Genomic DNA, 18,378 nt, shown 5'->3' with positions numbered 1-18,378 from the left:
CGCGAAGGTCTGCCTTCGTGCCTACCATTCGCAGGCCTCTGGCCGGTCAATACCGCAAGAACGAAGTTACCGTATCGACCGGCCGGAGGCCCGCGAATAGTGGGTACAAATCCAGAGATTTGCACCAGCGCGCAAGCGCGCTTAATTACTCTTCATCGAATCCGGCATAAAATTCCAGAACGAGTGGAATTTCGTCTTGTACCGCTCAGCGTCCAGCTTGTAAAGGGTGGCTTTTTTCGTAGCACTATTGTTGTTCTTCTGCCCGGTATCGATGAGCAGACCGGTAGAAAGCAATTTCCGGCTGAAATTCCGGCGGTCTATGGGAATGTTGTAAATAGCTTCGTAGAGCTTTTGGAGTTGGGGAATCGTGAAGCGCTCGGGTAGCAGCTCGAAGCCGATCGGGTGCAGGGCTGCATTGTATTTAAGATGCTCGATGGCACGGGTGACCATTTGTTCGTGGTCGAATATCAGCTTCGGACGGGCGTCGAGGGTGATCCAGGAGGCATTGTGGCTTTTGACAGCCTCCGAATCGTGGTCGTCGATTTTGATCAATGCAAAAAATACGACCGAAACCGTGCGCTCGCCCGGGTCGCGATCCGCTTTCCCGAAAGTCTCAAGCTGCTCGACATAAATATCTTTGAGGCCCGTCAAATTATGCAGAATACGGACTGCCCCGTCGGCAAGGTCTTCATCCGCATTTAAAAAGCCCCCCATCAGCGACCATTTCCCTTTTTCGGGCTCGAAATTCCTTTTGATCAACAGCAGTTTGATATCCTTTCCGTCAAATCCGAAAATGATACAGTCAATGGCCACGAGAATGCGGGAGGCCTGGGGATAGTTATTCATCTAATACGTTATCGTAGAAGTATTGTCATTCAAGGCACTAACTCAACTACTAGTTACAAAATATTTTCACGGCGAATCCCGGAAAATGTTAAGTTTATGTTAAGAAAGTAAAAAAAAGTACGAGAATACTTAATCTGTTTAAAGAGTTAGTCACAAATTTAAGTACGAATTTTGTACCGCTTCTCAGCGAAAATAATCAGATTATTAAAAGGCTATCTTCATGATGAACAACTTTTACGCTACCTGTTCCGATGAAAATATCCTTGCGCTGATCAGTGAGCAGGACGATGAACTGGCTTTCGCGGAACTTTACGACCGTTACTTCAAAACTCTGTTCAATTACGCTTACTCCAAGGTCAATGACCGGTTCACGGCGCAGGAAATCGTCCAGGAGCTCTTTGTGAGCCTGTGGCAACAGCGCCGCCAACACCAGGTGCAATGTGGTCGGTCGTTCCTGTTTACAATGGCCAAACGGCTGATCATATCTTTCTACCGGAAAGAATACACCCGCCAGCATCATTACGGCCAGTGGGAAATTCACCGCAGCGATGTATCTGACTTCGCCGACCAGCCTACCCTCGCCTCCGATCTGCAAAACCGCTATGAGAAAGGCCTGCATTTGCTTTCCCCGAAATGCCACGAAGTATTCACGCTGAGCCGCCAGGGTTTTTCCAATAAACAGATCGGCGAACAACTCAACATCTCCGAAAAGACAGTAGAACAGCACATTACCAAAGCATTACGCATCCTTAAAGAGCATTTAAAAGAGCATATGCTTTGTGCGCTGATCCTTTTTGCTTCTTTTTAAAAAAATTTTCAAAAACTACTAAGGGTTCCCCTTCCGGCGCGCGACTTCTGGGTTGACAACATCCCCGATCTCATGAAGCCAAACGGTATTCCGCCCGCATTACTCGAAAAATACCTGTCCGGTGCATGCACCGAGGCAGAGAAAGAAATCGTCGAAGCCTGGTATGCATCGCTGCAAGGCGAGCCGCGCTATCTCGACCATTTGCCCGATGCGGAGCAGGATGAAATACGGAACGAGGCATTCGGGAATATCCGGCGCGAATTAAATCTCGGGGAAGGAGAGCCTGTACAAACTTCCTTGTGGCGGGCACTTCCATGGCGTCTCGTGACAGGCATCGCAGCGTCCGTTGCCATTGTGCTGGGCGTCTACCTGGCCGTAAACCTGCGAACTGGCCGGCGACCTGACATTACTGTAAAAAGTGACACCAAGAACATTCGGCTCCCTGTAACCATATTTGAAAACACCGGTATGCAGATCGTCCGGCACGAGCTTCCCGACGGTAGCATGGTGACAATGCACCCAAACGCCGTAATCGAATACCGTACGGGTTTTGCCAACGACAAGCGGTTCGTGGAATTTTCGGGGGAAGGCTTTTTTGACGTGAAAAAAGACAAAACACGCCCATTCAATATCAAAAGCGGCGACATGGTCATTCGCGTGCTCGGGACGAGCTTTAACGTGAAGGCGGTCAAAAACCAGAAAAAATTCCAGGTAGATGTCGTGACGGGCAGTGTGCAGGTGACCGCGCAGGGTGAATCGTTCAACAAGCAGGAGGTGATTCTCAAACCACAGCAGCAGGCATTGTTCGAACTGGATTCCAAACGGCTTATTTCCAAAACACTGCCCGCTCAGGCGAAAAAGGAAATTTACGAGCCTGTGACCATTGTCTTTGAGGAAACGCCATTGGACAAGGTAATCGAACAGCTTGAAAAACGCTTCAATGTGTCGATCTCCCTCGCGAACCCCGGACTGGCCCGGTGCGGCCTGACAGCCAATTTCGAGTCACAGCCTTTCTCCAACATCCTCGAAATCCTTTGTACTTCACTTGAGGTAACTTACACTATATCAAACAATAACATCACCATCAACGGAGAACCATGTGAATAATCCTTAATAGCTACCCATGATCTTATGAACCCATCCGTACCACCGTAAAAAGGGCCGGAAGTGTACCACCACTACCCGGCCCGAAATGCCATCCTTTTTCTTCGTACCACCGTTTCAAAAGGATGTTTTATCCAATAGTGCCTAACCATCAGACAATCAAAATTATGCAAAAAACAGTACGTAACAAGCCGGTCGACTGGCGAAAAATTATGCGCATTGGACTGCTTCAATGGATTTTTGCCGTCTCGCTCGCAGCCGGCAGCTATGCGAAGGAAACTGCGGCCCAGTCTGTGCTGAGTAAGGATATGACGCTCACACTCCGCAATGTTTCGCTCAAACAGGCCCTGAACGAGATACAGGCCCGTGCCAATACCCGCTTTGTGTACAGCAGCCGGGTCTCCGTCAAGGGAAACGTAACCATCGAGGTAAAGAACCAGAAACTTTCCCGGATCCTGGACCAGTTGCTTGCGCCTCGCGGAATCAACTACAAGGTGATCAACAACCAGATCGTGCTTGCCAAGACGCGCGTGAGCCGGCAGGAATCGGTGATCCCCGACTTGGAAGAGAAACTGCTTCAATATGTACTGCCGACTGAAATCCAGGTGCGCGGAACCGTGAGCTCATCCGACGGGCAGGGTACGCTACCGGGCGTAAGCATCGTCGTGAAGGGTACCTCGCAAGGCACCACGACCGACGGCAACGGAAAGTTTGAAATCACTGTGCCGAACGTGGAATCGGCATTGGTTTTCAGCTTCGTAGGTTATGTTTCGCAGGAAATCGTCGTTGGTAACCGCACCGAAATCAATGTGACTTTGCAGGCAGATAACAAAGCATTATCGGAACTCGTGGTGGTGGGTTATGGCACGCAGAAACGGGTCAACCTGACCGGTGCGGTGTCCCAGGTCCAATCCAAAGACCTCGAAAACCGGCCTTTGAACAACATGTCGCAGATCCTGCAAGGCATGGTACCCAACCTCAACATCACATTCAGCACCGGGCAGCCGGGTAAGGGAGGGGCGCTGAACGTGCGCGGGGAAACTTCCGTGAACGGCGGGTCGCCGCTCGTGCTCATCGATGGTATTCCGGGCGATATCAACCGCATTAACCCTGGCGACGTGGAGTCGGTATCCGTGTTGAAAGACGCCGCAGCCTCCGCCATTTACGGTGCACGCGGTGCTTTCGGGGTGATTTTGGTTACCACCAAAACCGCGAAAAACGGCAAGACTACCGTTTCTTACAGCAACAACTTCGGATGGTCGAAACCGACCATCAACACTGATTTCATGACCAACGGTTATGACTATGTGAAGATTAATGACGAAGCATTCATCCGGGCGACCGGCAACAGCTATACCCGCTATTCGGAGGAAGATTACAAGGAAATCGAAGCGCGTCGTTACGACAAAACGGAAAATCCGGCACGTCCCTGGGTGGTAGTGAAGAATGTGAACGGAAAAGACATTTACAACTACTACGGTAACTACGACTGGTGGAATACGATCTTCAACATGAGCCAGCCGTCGCGCCAGCATAACCTGAACCTCTCGGGCGGTACCGATAAAATCAACTACTTCCTCTCAGGTTCCGTATTTGAAAAAGACGGTATTATGCGCATTAACACGGATAAATTCACTTCCTACACATTGCGCAGCAAGATCAATGCCCAACTCACACCCTGGCTGAAAGTGAGCAACAATACCCAGTATTTTGACTCGAAATACAAATACCCGGGCCTGGAAGGCGGTGCCAATGCGAACTTTGTAGCGATCACCGTGCATGCATTGCCTATTTACGCGCCGCGCAACCCGGACGGCACGCCTACCTATAATACGCTAAAAAACAACTACTCCATCGGTGACGGTTTGTTTGCCAACCTTTTGAAAGGCGTGGCAGGCGGAGAGCAGAAAGTGCATGAGCTTACGACCATTAACACGGTTCAGATAGATTTGGCTAAAAACTGGAACGTCACCGCAAACCACTCCTACTCGTTCTACATCGCCGACGACTGGTACCGTTCAGCCGTAGCGACGTATTCAATCCAGCCCGGCATTCTGACGACGGTTCCTAATTACAACACCGACCAGTTCAAGAAAACCATGTGGTTCGATCCGCAGAACGTGGTCAATGTGTTCTCATCCTTCAACCACACCTTAGGGAAGCACTTTTTCAGCGCCACGGCCGGTATCAACTACGAGTCCCGGAAACACCAGGTGTTGGCCGGCTCACGCAAGAACCTGCTCTCGGAAAGCCTCAACGACCTGAACCTCGGAACGGGCGAGCAGCTTTCGGGCGGCGGCGCTTACCAGTATGAACTGTTCGGGGCGTTCTTCCGGGCTAATTACGACTACCAGGGTAAATACCTGCTTGAAGTGAATGGCCGTTACGACGGGACCTCGCGTTTCGGCGAAGGCAAACGTTACGGGTTCTTCCCGTCGGTGTCGGCCGGCTGGCGTTTGAGCGAGGAGAACTTCTTCGAATCTGCGCGTAATGTAGTAAACAACCTGAAAATCCGCGCTTCCTACGGTACTTTGGGTAACCAGTTGCCGCCGAAGTTTAACGACAACCCAAGCTCGGCCAGCTTCTATCCTTACGTTCCGATGATGCCTACGGCGCAGTCGACCTGGATTACGAACGGCCAGAAACTGCAATATGTAAGCAGCCCATCCCCTATCTCTTCGGGATTGACCTGGGAATCGGCCACGACTTCGAACATCGGGCTCGACGCGACATTGCTGAAAAACCGGCTGAACCTTTCATTCGACGGCTACATCCGTAAAACCACCGACATGCTCATTCCTGGCCAGGTTCTTCCCTCGGTGTATGGTGCGACAGTTCCGACCCAGAACGCGGGAGACCTGCAAACCAAAGGTTTTGAACTTTCGATCGCCTGGGCGGATATGTTTAAACTGGCCGGTAAGCCGCTCAGCTACAATGTGTCTTTCATCGTTTCAGATTCCAAATCCAAAATCACCAAATACGACAACCCGAACAAAGTGCTTTCGAGTCCTTACGTTGGCCAGACGATAGGTGAAATGTGGGGGTACTCGATCGACGGAATGTTCCAGAGCAACGAAGAGGCTCAGGCTTTCAAGATCGACCAGTCGTTCGTCAATAAGCAGCGCCTGAGCGCACCCGGCGAATGGGCCAAACTGCAAGCCGGTGACCTGCGTTTTGTAGACCTGAACGGCGACGGCAAGATCAACAACGGCTCCAACACGCTCGCCGACCCGGGTGACTTGAAAATCGTTGGTAACAACCGCGTTCGCTTCCGCTACGGTATCAACCTGGGCGCTTCGTGGAATGGTTTCGATATTTCGGCATTGGCGCAAGGTATTCTCCGCAGAAACTGGTATCCGGGTAACAATGCCGACAAATTCTGGGGCCCCTATTCACGTCCATACTACTCGTTTATCCCGAAAGATTTTGGAAACGATATCTGGACGTCTGAAAACCCCAATGCCTATTTCCCGGTGTTGCGCGGCTACACGGCACTTAACGACGGTGGCGACCTCCGTGCTACCAACGACCGCTACATCCAGAATGTAGGATACCTGCGCCTGAAAAACGTGGTGATCGGCTACACGGTACCGGAGCGTATCAGCAAGCTGGTGCGCATTCCGAGAGCGCGGATTTACATCAGTGGCGAAAACCTGCTGACCTACACCCCGCTCCGCTCGAAATACATCGACCCCGAGCAGTTCGACGGCGACGGAACCAATGGACGTACTTATCCATTGTCGAAAACCATTTCAGCCGGTCTTAACCTCACATTCTAAAAGGCATTCATACCGATGAAAAAAATATTTAGCATTATCGCCATTTCACTTGGCCTGGTGGCTTGTGATCTGGATCAGCTCCCGCAGGACGCGATCTCGCCGGAGACTTTCTTCAATACCGAAAACGATCTGTTGCTTTATACCAACTCCTTTTACAACGCACTGCCCACGGCAGAGGATGTGTACAATGAGGACGTAGACAATATTGTCAAAACCAGCTTGCGCGACGAGTTGCAGGGAACGCGTGTAGTACCTACCAGCGGTGGCGGATGGAGCTGGGGAAATTTGCGGAACATCAACTATTTTCTCGCAAACTCCGGCAAATGTCCCGACAAGAAAGCCGTTGCCAAATACAATGGGCTGGCCCGCTTTTTCCGTGCCTATTTTTATTTCGGGATGGTCAAACGCTTCGGCGATGTGCCCTGGTACTCGACTACCATCGAACTCGAAGACCAGGAGTTACTTACCAAACCCCGCGATCCGCGCACGCTCGTGATGGACTCGGTGATGGCTGATATCGATTACGCGATCGCCAACCTCGATGCCAGCCGCCAGGTAACAACCGTTACCAAATACACGGCATTGGCATTGAAATCGCGTATCGGATTATATGAAGGTACTTTCCGCAAATACCACCCGGAATTTAACCTGCCTGATGCCGATAAATTCCTCGACGCCTGTATTTCCGCTTCGGAAGAGCTGATGAAAAACAGCGGCTATTCCATTTACAAAGCCACACCGGCCACTGCGTATATGAAGCTGTTCTCCTCCGACAATGCGATCCCCGACGAAGTGATCCTCGCCCGCGATTTCAGCGATGAATTGCAGGTTTATCATAACCTCAACTATTACACGATGACCGCTTCTTATGGTCGTCCCGGCCTGGAAAAGAAACTGGTGAATAGCTATCTTATGGCAGATGGTTCCCGTTTCACCGATAAGAAGGGTTATGAAACCATGCAGTTTTTTGAGGAAGTTCAAAGCCGCGATCCGCGCCTCACGCAGACAATCCGCACCCCGGGCTATACCCGTATCGGCGAAAATACCCCGCTCGTACCGGAATTCGGGGCTACCGTGACAGGCTACCAGCTGATCAAATTCGTATCGGCTCCGAAATGGGATACTTTCTCGAAAGACATTACCGACATGCCGATCTTCCGCTATGCCGAAGTGTTGCTGAACTACGCCGAAGCGAAAGCCGAAAAAGGCACATTAACTCAGGCCGATCTCGACATTTCGACCAAGCTTATCCGCGACCGCGTAGGCATGCCGAACATCAATATGGAGCAGGCTAATGCCAAACCGGATCCTTACCAAGCCGAACAGTACACGCAGATCAGCGGCAAAAATTTGGGGGTAATCCTCGAAATCCGCCGCGAACGCCGCATTGAGCTCGTGATGGAAAATTTTTTCCGCTGGGACGATCTTATCCGCTGGAAAGAGGGCCAGGCTTTGACCAAACAATTCAAAGGCATGTACTTTCCCGGCCCCGGCCAGTACGATCTCGACAAGAGCGGAACCATCGACGTGGTGATTTATGAAGGCACCAAGCCGGACATTAAAGGCGCGCAACTCCTGAAACTGGGCAGCGATGTGTCGCTCGAAAACGGCGCGAAGGGCGGTAATATCATCGTGAATGGCCACATCACCAAGAAATTCATTGAAATCCGTGATTACCTTTACCCGATCCCCAAACAGGAGCGCCTGTTGAACACCAACCTGACGCAAAACCCTAACTGGGAGTAAACTATTATCGACTATTCCTAACCTTTAACTTTTATGCTTTCAGAAAGAAGGTCGTTTCTTGAAAAAATGTCCCGGATTGGGGCGCTGAGTTTGTTGCCGATGGCGGCAGAAGCTGCTCCCGCAGTGGAAGAGAAAAACCATTTCGTGGCCGGCCCCTATTTACAGAATATGGGCGCGAACGAGGTCACCATTATGTGGATCACCCACAAAAACTGTTTCAGCTGGGTCGAGTACGGCGCAGGCACTTATACGAGCAAGCGCGAGTTCGGCTACAACAACGGGCTCATCGAGGCAAACAACCGCATTAATAAGATTACATTAACCAACCTCACGCCGGGAACAGAGCACAAATACAAGATCGTATCCACCGAAGTACTGGGCTACAAAGGCTCGAAAGTGGAATTCGGGGAAACGATCGCCAGCCCGATGTACGGTTTCAAAACCTGGGGACCGAACGAAGACGAATTCAAAATGGTGGTATTTAACGACATCCACGACCGCCCGCAGATCATTCCGCAGCTGTTGTACCGCCATGGTTATACGGGTAATACCAAAGATTACGATTTCGTAGTTTTCAACGGCGATTGCTTCGACTGGGTTACGGAAGAGCAGCAGATGGTCGACCATTTGATCAAACCGTCGGTCGACATTTTCGCCACCGAATTCCCCTTCCTGCTCACCCAAGGCAACCACGAATGCCGGGGCAGTTTCTCGCGACATATTCCCGAGTACTATGCCTATCCCGACAATAAGTACTATTTCTCGTTCACCCGCGGCCCGGTGCATTTTATCGTGCTGGATTCGGGCGAGGACAAGACAGACGACAGCGTCGAGTACGGTGGTTTGTCGGCATTCGATCGCTACCGCGAGGTGCAGAAAAAATGGCTGGAAAAGGAAATCGAATCGCCGGAATTCAAAAAGGCCGATTTCCGCGTGCTGCTGATCCACATTTCGCCCTACCATTCGGGCGACTGGCATGGTACCATGCATTGCCGGGCATTGTTCGGACCGGTTTTGAACAAAGCTAAAATCGACCTGCAAATCTCCGGACACACCCACCGGTACATGACCCACGAGCCTGACGCAGACCATAACTGGCCGATCGTGATCGGCGGCGGGCCGCTGGAAGGCAAACGGACGCTCATCAAACTCCATGCGACGCGTAAGCAACTGGATTTGAAAATGATCCGCGACGACGGCGAACTCGTGGGTAAGTTCCTGATCCCGAAGAAAAACAAGTAATGGATCTCAGGGCAGCAGATCAACCGGTTTGCTGCCCTATTTTTTAATCGCCCGGTTACTTAAAGTATTACCTTAACATTAAATAATCGTCGCCGCGCACACCGGATTTTTGCCAACAAAGAAAAATGGTACATTTGCTTTTAACGTAACCCATTTTTCGTGGAACAGGATTCGGTACTTTGGCAGAAGTTCAGGGAAGGCGACCCGCTTGCCTTTGAACAACTCCTGCGCAGTTACTACCGCCCATTATTCGATTACGGAAGGCGTTTTGTCAGCGATCGTGACGTGCTGAAAGACCTCGTGCACGATCTTTTTCTCTACTTATGGGAACGAAGGGAATCCCTCGGCAAGACCGATCAGATCAAGCCCTACCTGCTCACGAGCCTCCGAAACCGCATTTTCAGGAACAGTAACCGCCTGGAAGCCCGGCCGGAAGTTTTTCTGGCATTGGAACACACTCCCGAAGATTTTCACGAGACAGCTAACTCTATCGAAAGCGAACTGATCCTTACCGAGTTTGCGGCGGAAAAGCATTCGCGCATCCAGCATATTATCCAGTCGCTCACGCCCCGGCAACAGGAAATCATCCATTTGAAGTTCTACCAGGATCTTTCCAACGAGCGCATTGCCGAAATCCTCAATATATCGCGCCCGGCTACGGCTAACCTCCTGTATGAGAGCCTGAAAGTGTTCCGTCAAAAATGGCTTCTGCTCGCCGGTCTGCTTCTCCTATTCCTCGTTCGCGGGCATTGATCTAAAAATTTTTAAAATTTTTCATGATTCTTCCATGATCCTGGCGGTCGCGGCGGATTATACTTTTAGAACACATTCCCGACAAGCCGATGCATCCATTTTACCACTACAACCTGGAAGACTTTCTTACTGACGACGATTTCAGGGGATGGGTAAAAAACGGCCGGCCGCGTAACGACTTTTTCTGGGCCAAACTCCGCTCGGAGTACCCGGAGAAAGCGCTGCTGATGGACCAGGCGGCCGAGCTGATCCTTACCTGGGAAAAACAACCCAGTGACCTCACGCATGAAGAGCTCGACCACGAGGTGAACCGGATCCTGAATGATTCGGTCGTACGTACGATGGCCTCCCGTAAGGCTAATATCGTCCGGTTACGGTGGTGGTACGCCGCGGCCGCGGTGCTGGTTCTGGTGGGAATAGGCTGGCTGGTTTCGGGAGAAAAGGCATTCCCTAAGAGCCAGTATACGTATAAGCGCTACGTTGCAGTGTCTCCCGTCCCGCTGAAAGAGGTCATCAACAAAGGTAAAAAGCCAATGCAGGTCAGTCTGCCGGATGGCAGTGAAATACGGCTCATGCCCAACGCGGCTGTCAGCTACGCTCCGGTTTTCGCCCATAATCATAAAAGAGAAGTATTTCTCTCGGGAGAGGCGTTCTTCGAAGTGCAAAAGGACAAAGCCAATCCATTTTTCGTATATGCCAATGACCTCGTCACGCGGGTAGTAGGAACGAGTTTTACCATCAAATCTTCTTCGGAGCGTGTGGAAGTGATCGTGCGTACGGGAAAAGTAGCGGTAATGCAAGCGAAGGACCTTAATGGCGATAAGCAAGGCGTCGAAATGCTGCTTACGCCGAACCAGCAGGTGGTATTCACTACGGAGACGCCCGTTCTCGCGCGCGGCATTACTGAAAACCCGGTGGCCATCGCCCGCCCGGTCGTAAAACCGGATTTCACATTTGATAATCAACCAGTTGGAGAGGCATTCAAGTTATTGCAGGAAACTTACGGGATACCGATTTTATACGACTCCACCAGGCTCGAAAACTGCTATCTGCGCGTGGCGCTGCGCGACGAGCCATTCTTTGACAAGTTAGGAATAATCTGCTCTACCATCGAAGCAAGCTACCAGGTAACCGACGGACAGGTCGTTATCACCGGGCAGGGCTGCGAATAACCAAATTTTCCTTTCAACCAAAACAACCCTTCTACTTATGGCTAAATCTTGACCCAGATTCAATAAAAAAGCCGGCAATGATGCAGCATTACCGGCCTGATTCTCCCGGTTCATTTCAACAGAAGGACAGTTCCGCCCAAATCGGAGCACGGGAGGGCTTTGTCCAGAATTCATCAAAACCATTCGAATTTATGAAAAAAAGTAGTCGACCACTAACGTACCTGGTGACTGTGATGAAAATTGCATGCATACCATTCATACTGACCCTGCTGTTCAGCAGCCTGTCGCTCGCCAGTAACGGGCTAGCGCAGGAACTGCTGCAACGCAACGTAACCCTGAAAGCCGAACGCCAGGACCTGCGCCAGGTGCTCACCAACCTCGAAAAATCTACGGGCGTGCGCTTCTCGTATGTGCCTTCGCTCGTGCGTAACCAGAAAGTGAGCGTTTCGGCCGAAAACCAGCGGCTCTCGGTCGTACTCGACCAGTTGCTTGCGCCGCTCAACATCCGGTATTCAGTTTCCAAAGAATACATTATCCTGAACCGCAAACCCAGCAAAGCTGCCGGTGCAAACGACACCAGCCTGCTCGATACATTCGGTGAAGATGACGTTATCGACCGTGTAATTCGCGGGAAAGTCATCGCCTCCGATACCAAAGAGCCGCTGCCGGGCGTAAGCGTGGTGGTAAAGGGCACTCAGCGCGGTACTTCCACTGAAGCGAACGGGACATTTGAAATAGAAATCCCCAACGGCGATACCCAGCTCATTTTCAGCTTCGTGGGTTACCTCGCTCAGGAAGTGAATGTAGGCAACCAGTCGGAGCTGGATATAACGCTCCTTTCGGATACAAAGTCGTTGCAGGAGGTGGTGGTAATCGGTTATGGAACCGTTAAAAAGGCCGACTTATCGGCTTCCGTTGCGACTGTACCCGATATGGAACAGATCAAAAACCGGCCGGTACTTAATGTAGGTAGCATGATCCAGGGCAAAGTCGCCGGTGTAACGGCGATCAGCAACGGCGGTCACCCTAACCAGACGCCCAATATCACCATTCGCGGGACGGGCTCGCGCGGGGGTGAGAGCGTGCTATACGTGGTCGACGGCGTACCCAATGCTCCATACAACCCGGCTGACATCGAATCCATTACCGTTTTGAAAGACGCAGCGTCGGCAGCGATTTATGGCGCATTCTCTGGTTCCGCCGGGGTTATCCTTATCACCACGCGTCAGGCCGCGCAAGGCAAACCGAGCATTGAATACAGTGGTTTTATGGGTATGAAACAGGCCTGGAAGCTGCCACAGTCGCTCACCGCGGCCGACGAGGCCAAAGTGTCCAACCTGGCTTATACTAATGCAGGCCTCGCACCGCTCGACGGTTGGGACGCTACCAAAAATCCGTACGCACAAGTGACCCGCACAGACTGGATCGACGAAATCTTCCGTACAGGTCTCATTCAACGCCACAACATTAGCTTCAATGCCGGTACTGACAAGTTCTCGACCCTTTTGCAGGGCCGCTACGAACGCGACGAGGGCACGCTCATCAATACGTATGCGCAGAATTTGTCCGTGCGTTTCAATGCGATGTACAAGTTCACGGATAAAATTAAACTTCGCCAGGAGCTTTTTTACAATAATAACGACAACCGCGGAACTGAAACGACCAGCGGTTACAGCGGAACCGTGCTGTCGGCCATTTACATGCCGCGCTCGGCTGTGCCTTATTATGAAGACGGTACATTCGGCGGCGTAGGCCCGCGTGACTCGCAATACCTGGGTATCCATGGCGATGCGATCAGCCCCGTAGGTACATTACTTCGCAACAGGCCGTACAACAAAAGCAATGATATGCAGTCGGTTACCGAGCTTGGCTATTCCGACATTATCCCCGGCCTGAGCTTTCTGACCCGATTTAGCTACCGCCAGAACAGCTCGCTCTGGAAAAATTTCGAGCCTAAAAGAACGGAACCCGGAAAGCCTAATAACCAGAATACTCTTTCCTATTCCACTAATCGCGGTTACCACTGGATCTGGGAAAATACAGCGAACTACTCGCGTGTATTCGGCCGTCACAACGTAGGTGCGATGGCCTCGATGACCGCACAGGAGAATGGTAACCGCTATTTCAGTATCGCCGCAAGAGGTTTCGAAAATGAAGCGGATTGGGCACAATTCTTTGTAAATGCCTCCATTTTTGACCAGAACCGACCTTCGGATGACGAATGGAAAGACCGTAATGCATCCTATGTAGGCCGTTTGTCATACAGCTGGGCTGATCGCTATTTCGTGACTGCCAGCTATCGCTACGATATTGCCGGACGCCTCGCCGAGGGTTTCCGTGCCAAAGGGTATCCTGGTTTTACAGGTGCCTGGAAACTCAGCTCGGAACCGTTTTTTAATGTAAAAGGTCTGGATTTGCTCAAACTCCGCGCCAGTTGGGGCCGCATTGGTAACATCGGCTCTATCGGCAGATACTATGGTTATCCCAATCTTACCCCGAACCAAACCTACCAGGTCGGTAATGGTGCCCCTATCAGCAATGGTTTATATGTGAGTTCAAGATTTAACCCTGAATTATCGTGGGAAACTTCGCAACAGACGGATTTTGGTTTGGATATCAGTCTGTTGAAAGAAAAACTGACCATCACTGCCGACTACTTCAACAAGCTCACCTACGACCTGATCAAACAGCAGGATACCGAATGGACGAACACCAACGGTTACGGCGCTCCCTTCATCAACCAGGGCAAGATCCGGAATACCGGTTTTGAATTTGCTGCCAACTGGCGCGACCAGGTCGGTGAATTCAGCTACGAGATCGGCGGTAACTTTGCTACCCTTAAAAACCGCGTCGACTACATCGATGAAAACCCCAACTCGGTATGGACGCATGGCGATGCGTGGAGAAGTATTCTGGTACCTTTCCGCTCGACGGTCGGCCAGCCCTATTTCTCTTACTGGCTGATCAAAAATGCAGGTATTTTCCAATCAGACGAAGCCGCTGCGGCTTACGTGGGGCCGAAGGGCGATCGTATCCAGCCGAACGCAAAAGCGGGTGACCTGAAATTTGTAGATGAAAATGGCGACGGCAAAATCGACGATTTGGACCGCGTGTACATGGGCAATGCATTCCCGAAAATCACTTACGGTATCACTGCCAATGCGAACTGGAAAAACTTTGATTTCAGCATCTTCTTCCAGGGAGTTGGGGGCGTGAAACTCTTCAACGCATTCAAGCAATCGACATTGAATGGTGCTGAGCAGGGCTATAACCGTTGGGACAAAATTCTGGACGCATGGTCGGAAACCAATACCGGTTCTGATATTCCAAAGATCCGGGCGAACGATCCGAGCAAAAACTTCTCGACTAACTCGGACTGGTACCTCGAAAACGGCAATTACCTGCGCTTGAAAAACCTGATTATTGGCTACACATTCAAAAGCAAGCCAGGCAAGCCTAGCCTGCGCGTGTACGTGAGCGGCGATAACCTGCTGACATTTACCAAATATTCGGGCATGGACCCTGAGATCGGTAGTCAGCTCATCGATGGCCGCTACACCGCACCAGGCCTCGATGGAGGTCAGTATCCGGTAGCACGCGTGTATTCAGCCGGTGTGAAGCTCAAATTCTAACACCTAAGTTCGACCAAACAAAGACTTTGACTCATGAAACATATCATTAAAAATGCGGGTCTTGCCATTGTCATGGCCGTGAGTGCATCCGCATGTACAGAAAGCTGGGTAGATACCAAACCGAACGGCTCCCCCACCACCGCATTCTTCTGGAAAAGCGACGAAGATCTGAACAAAGCTGTTGCCGCGATGTACGCGCCGATGGGCTACGAAAATACCTGGGGCCGCAACCTGTTCTGGATGCAGAATGCCTCCGACGACATCGTGACCGGCCGCGTGCGTGCGGAAAGTGACAACATCAAAAATTTCAACATTACCGGCCGCGAAGGCTCCATTTCCAACTGCTGGAACGATGTGTACTGGATGTTAAACAAGGCCAATCAGGTGATCCAGGGTATTCCTACGGCTACTGGCGTATCCGATGCCGTGAAGAACCGTGCACTGGGGGAAGCATACTTCATCCGCGGATTCGCTCACTTTTGGATCGCCTATTCATGGGGCCACAAAGACCTTGGCGTACCTTTCGACGGGCCTGAGAACGCGGAGTTCGGCAAGCGCATTCCGCCGCAACTCCCTTCCGTAACCGACAACTACGCGCAGATCATCAGTGATTTGCAAAAAGCCGCCGACCTGCTCCCATTGTTCCAAACTTACGGCGCGGGCGATCAGGGTCGCGCACACAAGGCTGCCGCATGGGGTTATATGGTTAAAACCTACGCTTACTGGGCGCAATATGATGCTTCCAAATGGGCACTGATCCCCGATCTGGCTGATAAAATCAAGAATGAAGGTGGACGCGCGCTCATTACGGGCAAGGGCAGTCCGGCAGCCAACTATCAGGCGGTGTTTACGATCGATAACAACTGGACGAGCGAATACATCTGGTCGGTGAACTCCGGTATTCAGGGCGGCTCGATCTTCCCGGGTGTCGCATTGGAGAACAAAGGCTGGGGCATTTTCAATGGCTGGGGCTATTTCCAGCCTACCGAAGAATTGTATGAAGAATACGAAGCGAAAGATCCACGCCGCGAGGTGACCATCCTGAAATTCGGGGATAAATTCACCTACTTCGGCAAAGAGCGCTCCTACTTCTCGACCAATAGCCTCTCGGGCTTCCAGATCCGAAAATATATGGAGCCTTACAGCTACGGAAGCAATGAAAATGCAGGAAGCAACACGATGATCAACCAGAATGGCGATGGTCCTTCGACGCGCCTGAACCTGCCGCTGATGCGTTATGCGGAGATCCTGCTCTTCAAAGCCGAGGCATTGATCAAACAAGGTAAAAATGCTGAAGCAGCAGCGCCATTAAACGAGATCCGCGCCCGCGTGGGACTCGCTTCGATTGCAACGCCAACATTGGCGGACCTCAAACACGAGCGCCGTGTGGAGCTCGCCTGCGAGTGGACTGACCGCCTGGCCGACTTGAAACGCTGGGGCGATTACGACAAGATCAATATGCCGCTCCACGGCCGCATCCACGACAACAAAACCGATCCGGCTTCGCCTTACAAAATCCAGGTAATCTGGCCAGCCCGCAACTTTGATCCGGGCAAGCACATGGCCTGGCCGATGAACCCGGATGAGATTTCGCGCAGCAACGGTGCCTACAAGCAAACACCGGGATGGTAATGGCGACGCAAATGCGAATTTTCATCATGAGTTAACATTAATCGCATATTTTTGGCTTCACAACAGGAGACCCTTCGGGGTCTTTTGTTTTATAGTTAATTAATCATCTCTATACCCAATGAAAAAAATTGCCCTTTACCTACTGGCATTCGTCTCGCTCGCAAGCGCGTCGTATGCGCAGAAAACCGCAACTATGAATGTAGCGTCCTACAACCTTCGCTACAACACCCCCAACGACGGCGTAAATGCCTGGCCCAACCGCAAGGAGAATGTAAAAGGCCTCATCCGTTTCCATGAATTCGACATCTTCGGCGTACAGGAAGCATTGGTAGGCCAGCTGAAAGACGTAGCCGAGCTGACTGAATTTGCCTATTACGGCAAAGGTCGCGACGATGGCAAAGAAGGTGGAGAGCACTCCGCCATTTTCTATAAAAAAGACCGTTTCAAACTGCTCAAATCGGGCGACTTCTGGCTCAGTGAAACCCCCGACAAACCGGGTCTTGGCTGGGATGCCAAATGCTGCAACCGCATTTGCTCATGGGCGCAGTTCGAGGATATGAATACCAAAAAGAAATTCTACTTCTTCAATGTGCATTTCGATCACCAGGGCGTTGAAGCGCGTCGACAATCAGGGCATTTAATGGTGAAAAAAATCAAGGAAATAGCAGGCAATAGCACTGCCATCCTCACCGGCGATTTCAACTCATCACCGGACACCGAGCAGATCAAAACGATCGCCGGCCTGCTCAACGACACTCACGACGTGACCAAACAAGCCCCATATGGCCCGGAAGGCACCTTCAACAGCTTCAAATTCGACGCCGAAATGAAGACCCGGATCGATTATATTTTTGTGAGTAAGAATGTAAATGTTCTGAAATACGGCGTGCTGACCGATTCCAAGGAGCAACGCTATCCATCGGATCACCAGCCGGTCTTGGTGAAGGTGGAGATTAAGTAATATAGACTTCGGCTTACGGCAGTCGGCTATTGGCGATCGGAAGAATGTTCGATCGCCGATGGTTGACTGCCGTTATTTTTTGTCGAATTTCGGGAGGCCGTAGGTTTTTACGATATGCTCAGCCAATTCTATCTTTTCTTTGAAATAACCCTTATTCAGGAGTTCGTCAAGGCTCTTATCAGCCTTTTTCAAGATAGGTTTTCGCAGGCGTTCAAGTTCTTTCTCCATTTCACAATCGCTTTTTTCTGATAACAAGAAATGCTTCATACTGGGTGTTGGGTACAAACTCTTCCCAACCAGCGTTTACAAAACCATAAACCTGAAAATCAAGCCTTATAGTTTCAAGATTGTTCGAAATCCCCATTCTGTACAACCTGGTCCGGGATTTTGTGCTACCGGCTGCAAATATCATTGCACCGGGAAATTCTTCCGTGAAAGACAGCAATGTCGATGCCACCGTTGCCATTACTTTGACACTGTCTCCATTATTGGTGACTACTTTGTCGTCAAGCTGTCCGGTCAATTCATTCTTATCCCCAAATCCCAAGTTAAAAAAATTTGGTATGCTGGTTGGACTGTACATCACAACTTTCTTCACATCACCTTTGGGCCCCTGGCTCACAAACTCGTAAACCAAGGCTGTATCGCCGGGTGTTATTTCATATTGATCATAGTGCATGTAATGCAAAGATAAATACTAAAT

The 18,378-nt window shown here is 50.9% G+C and carries 13 protein-coding genes; 10 read left to right on the top strand and 3 right to left on the bottom strand.

What is annotated here, in order from left to right; translation table 11 throughout:
* Nucleotides 1-141 precede the first annotated feature (141 nt).
* On the bottom strand, nt 142-846 hold the full coding sequence (locus tag ACQ4MZ_RS04675) for an NUDIX hydrolase (RefSeq protein WP_430843421.1): 705 nt from the start codon (nt 844-846) through the stop codon (nt 142-144).
* 220 nt (nt 847-1,066) lie between these two features.
* On the opposite strand from ACQ4MZ_RS04675, the gene ACQ4MZ_RS04670 reads away from it, so the two are divergent.
* The 10 genes from ACQ4MZ_RS04670 (at nt 1,067) to ACQ4MZ_RS04625 (ending at nt 17,675) form a co-directional block, all read left to right on the top strand.
* Complete coding sequence (locus tag ACQ4MZ_RS04670) at nt 1,067-1,654, top strand: RNA polymerase sigma factor (protein WP_430843420.1); 588 nt, start codon at nt 1,067-1,069, stop codon at nt 1,652-1,654.
* A 72-nt stretch (nt 1,655-1,726) separates the two neighbouring features.
* Nucleotides 1,727-2,761 (top strand): FecR family protein, encoded by a 1,035-nt coding sequence (locus tag ACQ4MZ_RS04665; RefSeq protein WP_430843419.1) that lies wholly within the window; start codon nt 1,727-1,729, stop codon nt 2,759-2,761.
* A gap of 164 nt (nt 2,762-2,925) precedes the next feature.
* Nucleotides 2,926-6,537 (top strand): TonB-dependent receptor, encoded by a 3,612-nt coding sequence (locus ACQ4MZ_RS04660; protein ID WP_430843418.1) that lies wholly within the window; start codon nt 2,926-2,928, stop codon nt 6,535-6,537.
* A 15-nt stretch (nt 6,538-6,552) separates the two neighbouring features.
* Nucleotides 6,553-8,283: a RagB/SusD family nutrient uptake outer membrane protein gene (locus tag ACQ4MZ_RS04655; RefSeq protein ID WP_430843417.1), complete on the top strand. Its 1,731-nt coding sequence runs from the start codon at nt 6,553-6,555 to the stop codon at nt 8,281-8,283.
* A gap of 33 nt (nt 8,284-8,316) precedes the next feature.
* Entirely contained in the window at nt 8,317-9,525 is a 1,209-nt protein-coding gene (locus ACQ4MZ_RS04650; RefSeq protein WP_430843416.1) for a metallophosphoesterase, read from the top strand.
* 159 nt (nt 9,526-9,684) lie between these two features.
* Nucleotides 9,685-10,278 (top strand): RNA polymerase sigma factor, encoded by a 594-nt coding sequence (locus ACQ4MZ_RS04645; protein ID WP_430843415.1) that lies wholly within the window; start codon nt 9,685-9,687, stop codon nt 10,276-10,278.
* 89 nt (nt 10,279-10,367) lie between these two features.
* Nucleotides 10,368-11,450 (top strand): FecR family protein, encoded by a 1,083-nt coding sequence (locus ACQ4MZ_RS04640; RefSeq protein ID WP_430843414.1) that lies wholly within the window; start codon nt 10,368-10,370, stop codon nt 11,448-11,450.
* Between the two features lie 191 nt (nt 11,451-11,641).
* Nucleotides 11,642-15,082, top strand: coding sequence for a SusC/RagA family TonB-linked outer membrane protein (locus tag ACQ4MZ_RS04635; protein ID WP_430843413.1), 3,441 nt, complete (start codon nt 11,642-11,644; stop codon nt 15,080-15,082).
* Nucleotides 15,083-15,115: 33 nt separating this feature from the next.
* Nucleotides 15,116-16,714: a RagB/SusD family nutrient uptake outer membrane protein gene (locus ACQ4MZ_RS04630; RefSeq protein WP_430843412.1), complete on the top strand. Its 1,599-nt coding sequence runs from the start codon at nt 15,116-15,118 to the stop codon at nt 16,712-16,714.
* A 118-nt stretch (nt 16,715-16,832) separates the two neighbouring features.
* On the top strand, nt 16,833-17,675 hold the full coding sequence (locus tag ACQ4MZ_RS04625) for an endonuclease/exonuclease/phosphatase family protein (RefSeq protein ID WP_430843411.1): 843 nt from the start codon (nt 16,833-16,835) through the stop codon (nt 17,673-17,675).
* 72 nt (nt 17,676-17,747) lie between these two features.
* On the opposite strand, the gene ACQ4MZ_RS04620 is transcribed toward ACQ4MZ_RS04625, so the two are convergent.
* Together ACQ4MZ_RS04620 and ACQ4MZ_RS04615 are read right to left on the bottom strand one after the other, a co-directional pair.
* Entirely contained in the window at nt 17,748-17,903 is a 156-nt protein-coding gene (locus ACQ4MZ_RS04620) for a hypothetical protein (protein WP_430843410.1), read from the bottom strand.
* Between the two features lies 1 nt (nt 17,904).
* Complete coding sequence (locus tag ACQ4MZ_RS04615) at nt 17,905-18,354, bottom strand: DUF6934 family protein (RefSeq protein WP_430843409.1); 450 nt, start codon at nt 18,352-18,354, stop codon at nt 17,905-17,907.
* Between the last annotated feature and the right edge of the window lie 24 nt (nt 18,355-18,378).

Source organism: Dyadobacter sp. BHUBP1 (genome assembly GCF_050587785.1).
In the GTDB taxonomy this organism is placed as follows: Bacteria; Bacteroidota; Bacteroidia; order Cytophagales; family Spirosomataceae; genus Dyadobacter.
The sequence above is the reverse complement of the archived record's forward strand: the minus strand, read 5'-3'. Positions and strand labels throughout refer to the sequence as shown.

Coding starts and splice junctions, on each gene's coding strand:
- ACQ4MZ_RS04675 (WP_430843421.1), bottom strand. CDS start 846: ATGAATAACTATCCCCAGGCCTCCCGCATTCTCGTGGCCATTGACTGT.
- ACQ4MZ_RS04670 (WP_430843420.1), top strand. CDS start 1,067: ATGATGAACAACTTTTACGCTACCTGTTCCGATGAAAATATCCTTGCG.
- ACQ4MZ_RS04665 (WP_430843419.1), top strand. CDS start 1,727: ATGAAGCCAAACGGTATTCCGCCCGCATTACTCGAAAAATACCTGTCC.
- ACQ4MZ_RS04660 (WP_430843418.1), top strand. CDS start 2,926: ATGCAAAAAACAGTACGTAACAAGCCGGTCGACTGGCGAAAAATTATG.
- ACQ4MZ_RS04655 (WP_430843417.1), top strand. CDS start 6,553: ATGAAAAAAATATTTAGCATTATCGCCATTTCACTTGGCCTGGTGGCT.
- ACQ4MZ_RS04650 (WP_430843416.1), top strand. CDS start 8,317: ATGCTTTCAGAAAGAAGGTCGTTTCTTGAAAAAATGTCCCGGATTGGG.
- ACQ4MZ_RS04640 (WP_430843414.1), top strand. CDS start 10,368: ATGCATCCATTTTACCACTACAACCTGGAAGACTTTCTTACTGACGAC.
- ACQ4MZ_RS04635 (WP_430843413.1), top strand. CDS start 11,642: ATGAAAAAAAGTAGTCGACCACTAACGTACCTGGTGACTGTGATGAAA.
- ACQ4MZ_RS04630 (WP_430843412.1), top strand. CDS start 15,116: ATGAAACATATCATTAAAAATGCGGGTCTTGCCATTGTCATGGCCGTG.
- ACQ4MZ_RS04625 (WP_430843411.1), top strand. CDS start 16,833: ATGAAAAAAATTGCCCTTTACCTACTGGCATTCGTCTCGCTCGCAAGC.
- ACQ4MZ_RS04620 (WP_430843410.1), bottom strand. CDS start 17,903: ATGGAGAAAGAACTTGAACGCCTGCGAAAACCTATCTTGAAAAAGGCT.
- ACQ4MZ_RS04615 (WP_430843409.1), bottom strand. CDS start 18,354: ATGCACTATGATCAATATGAAATAACACCCGGCGATACAGCCTTGGTT.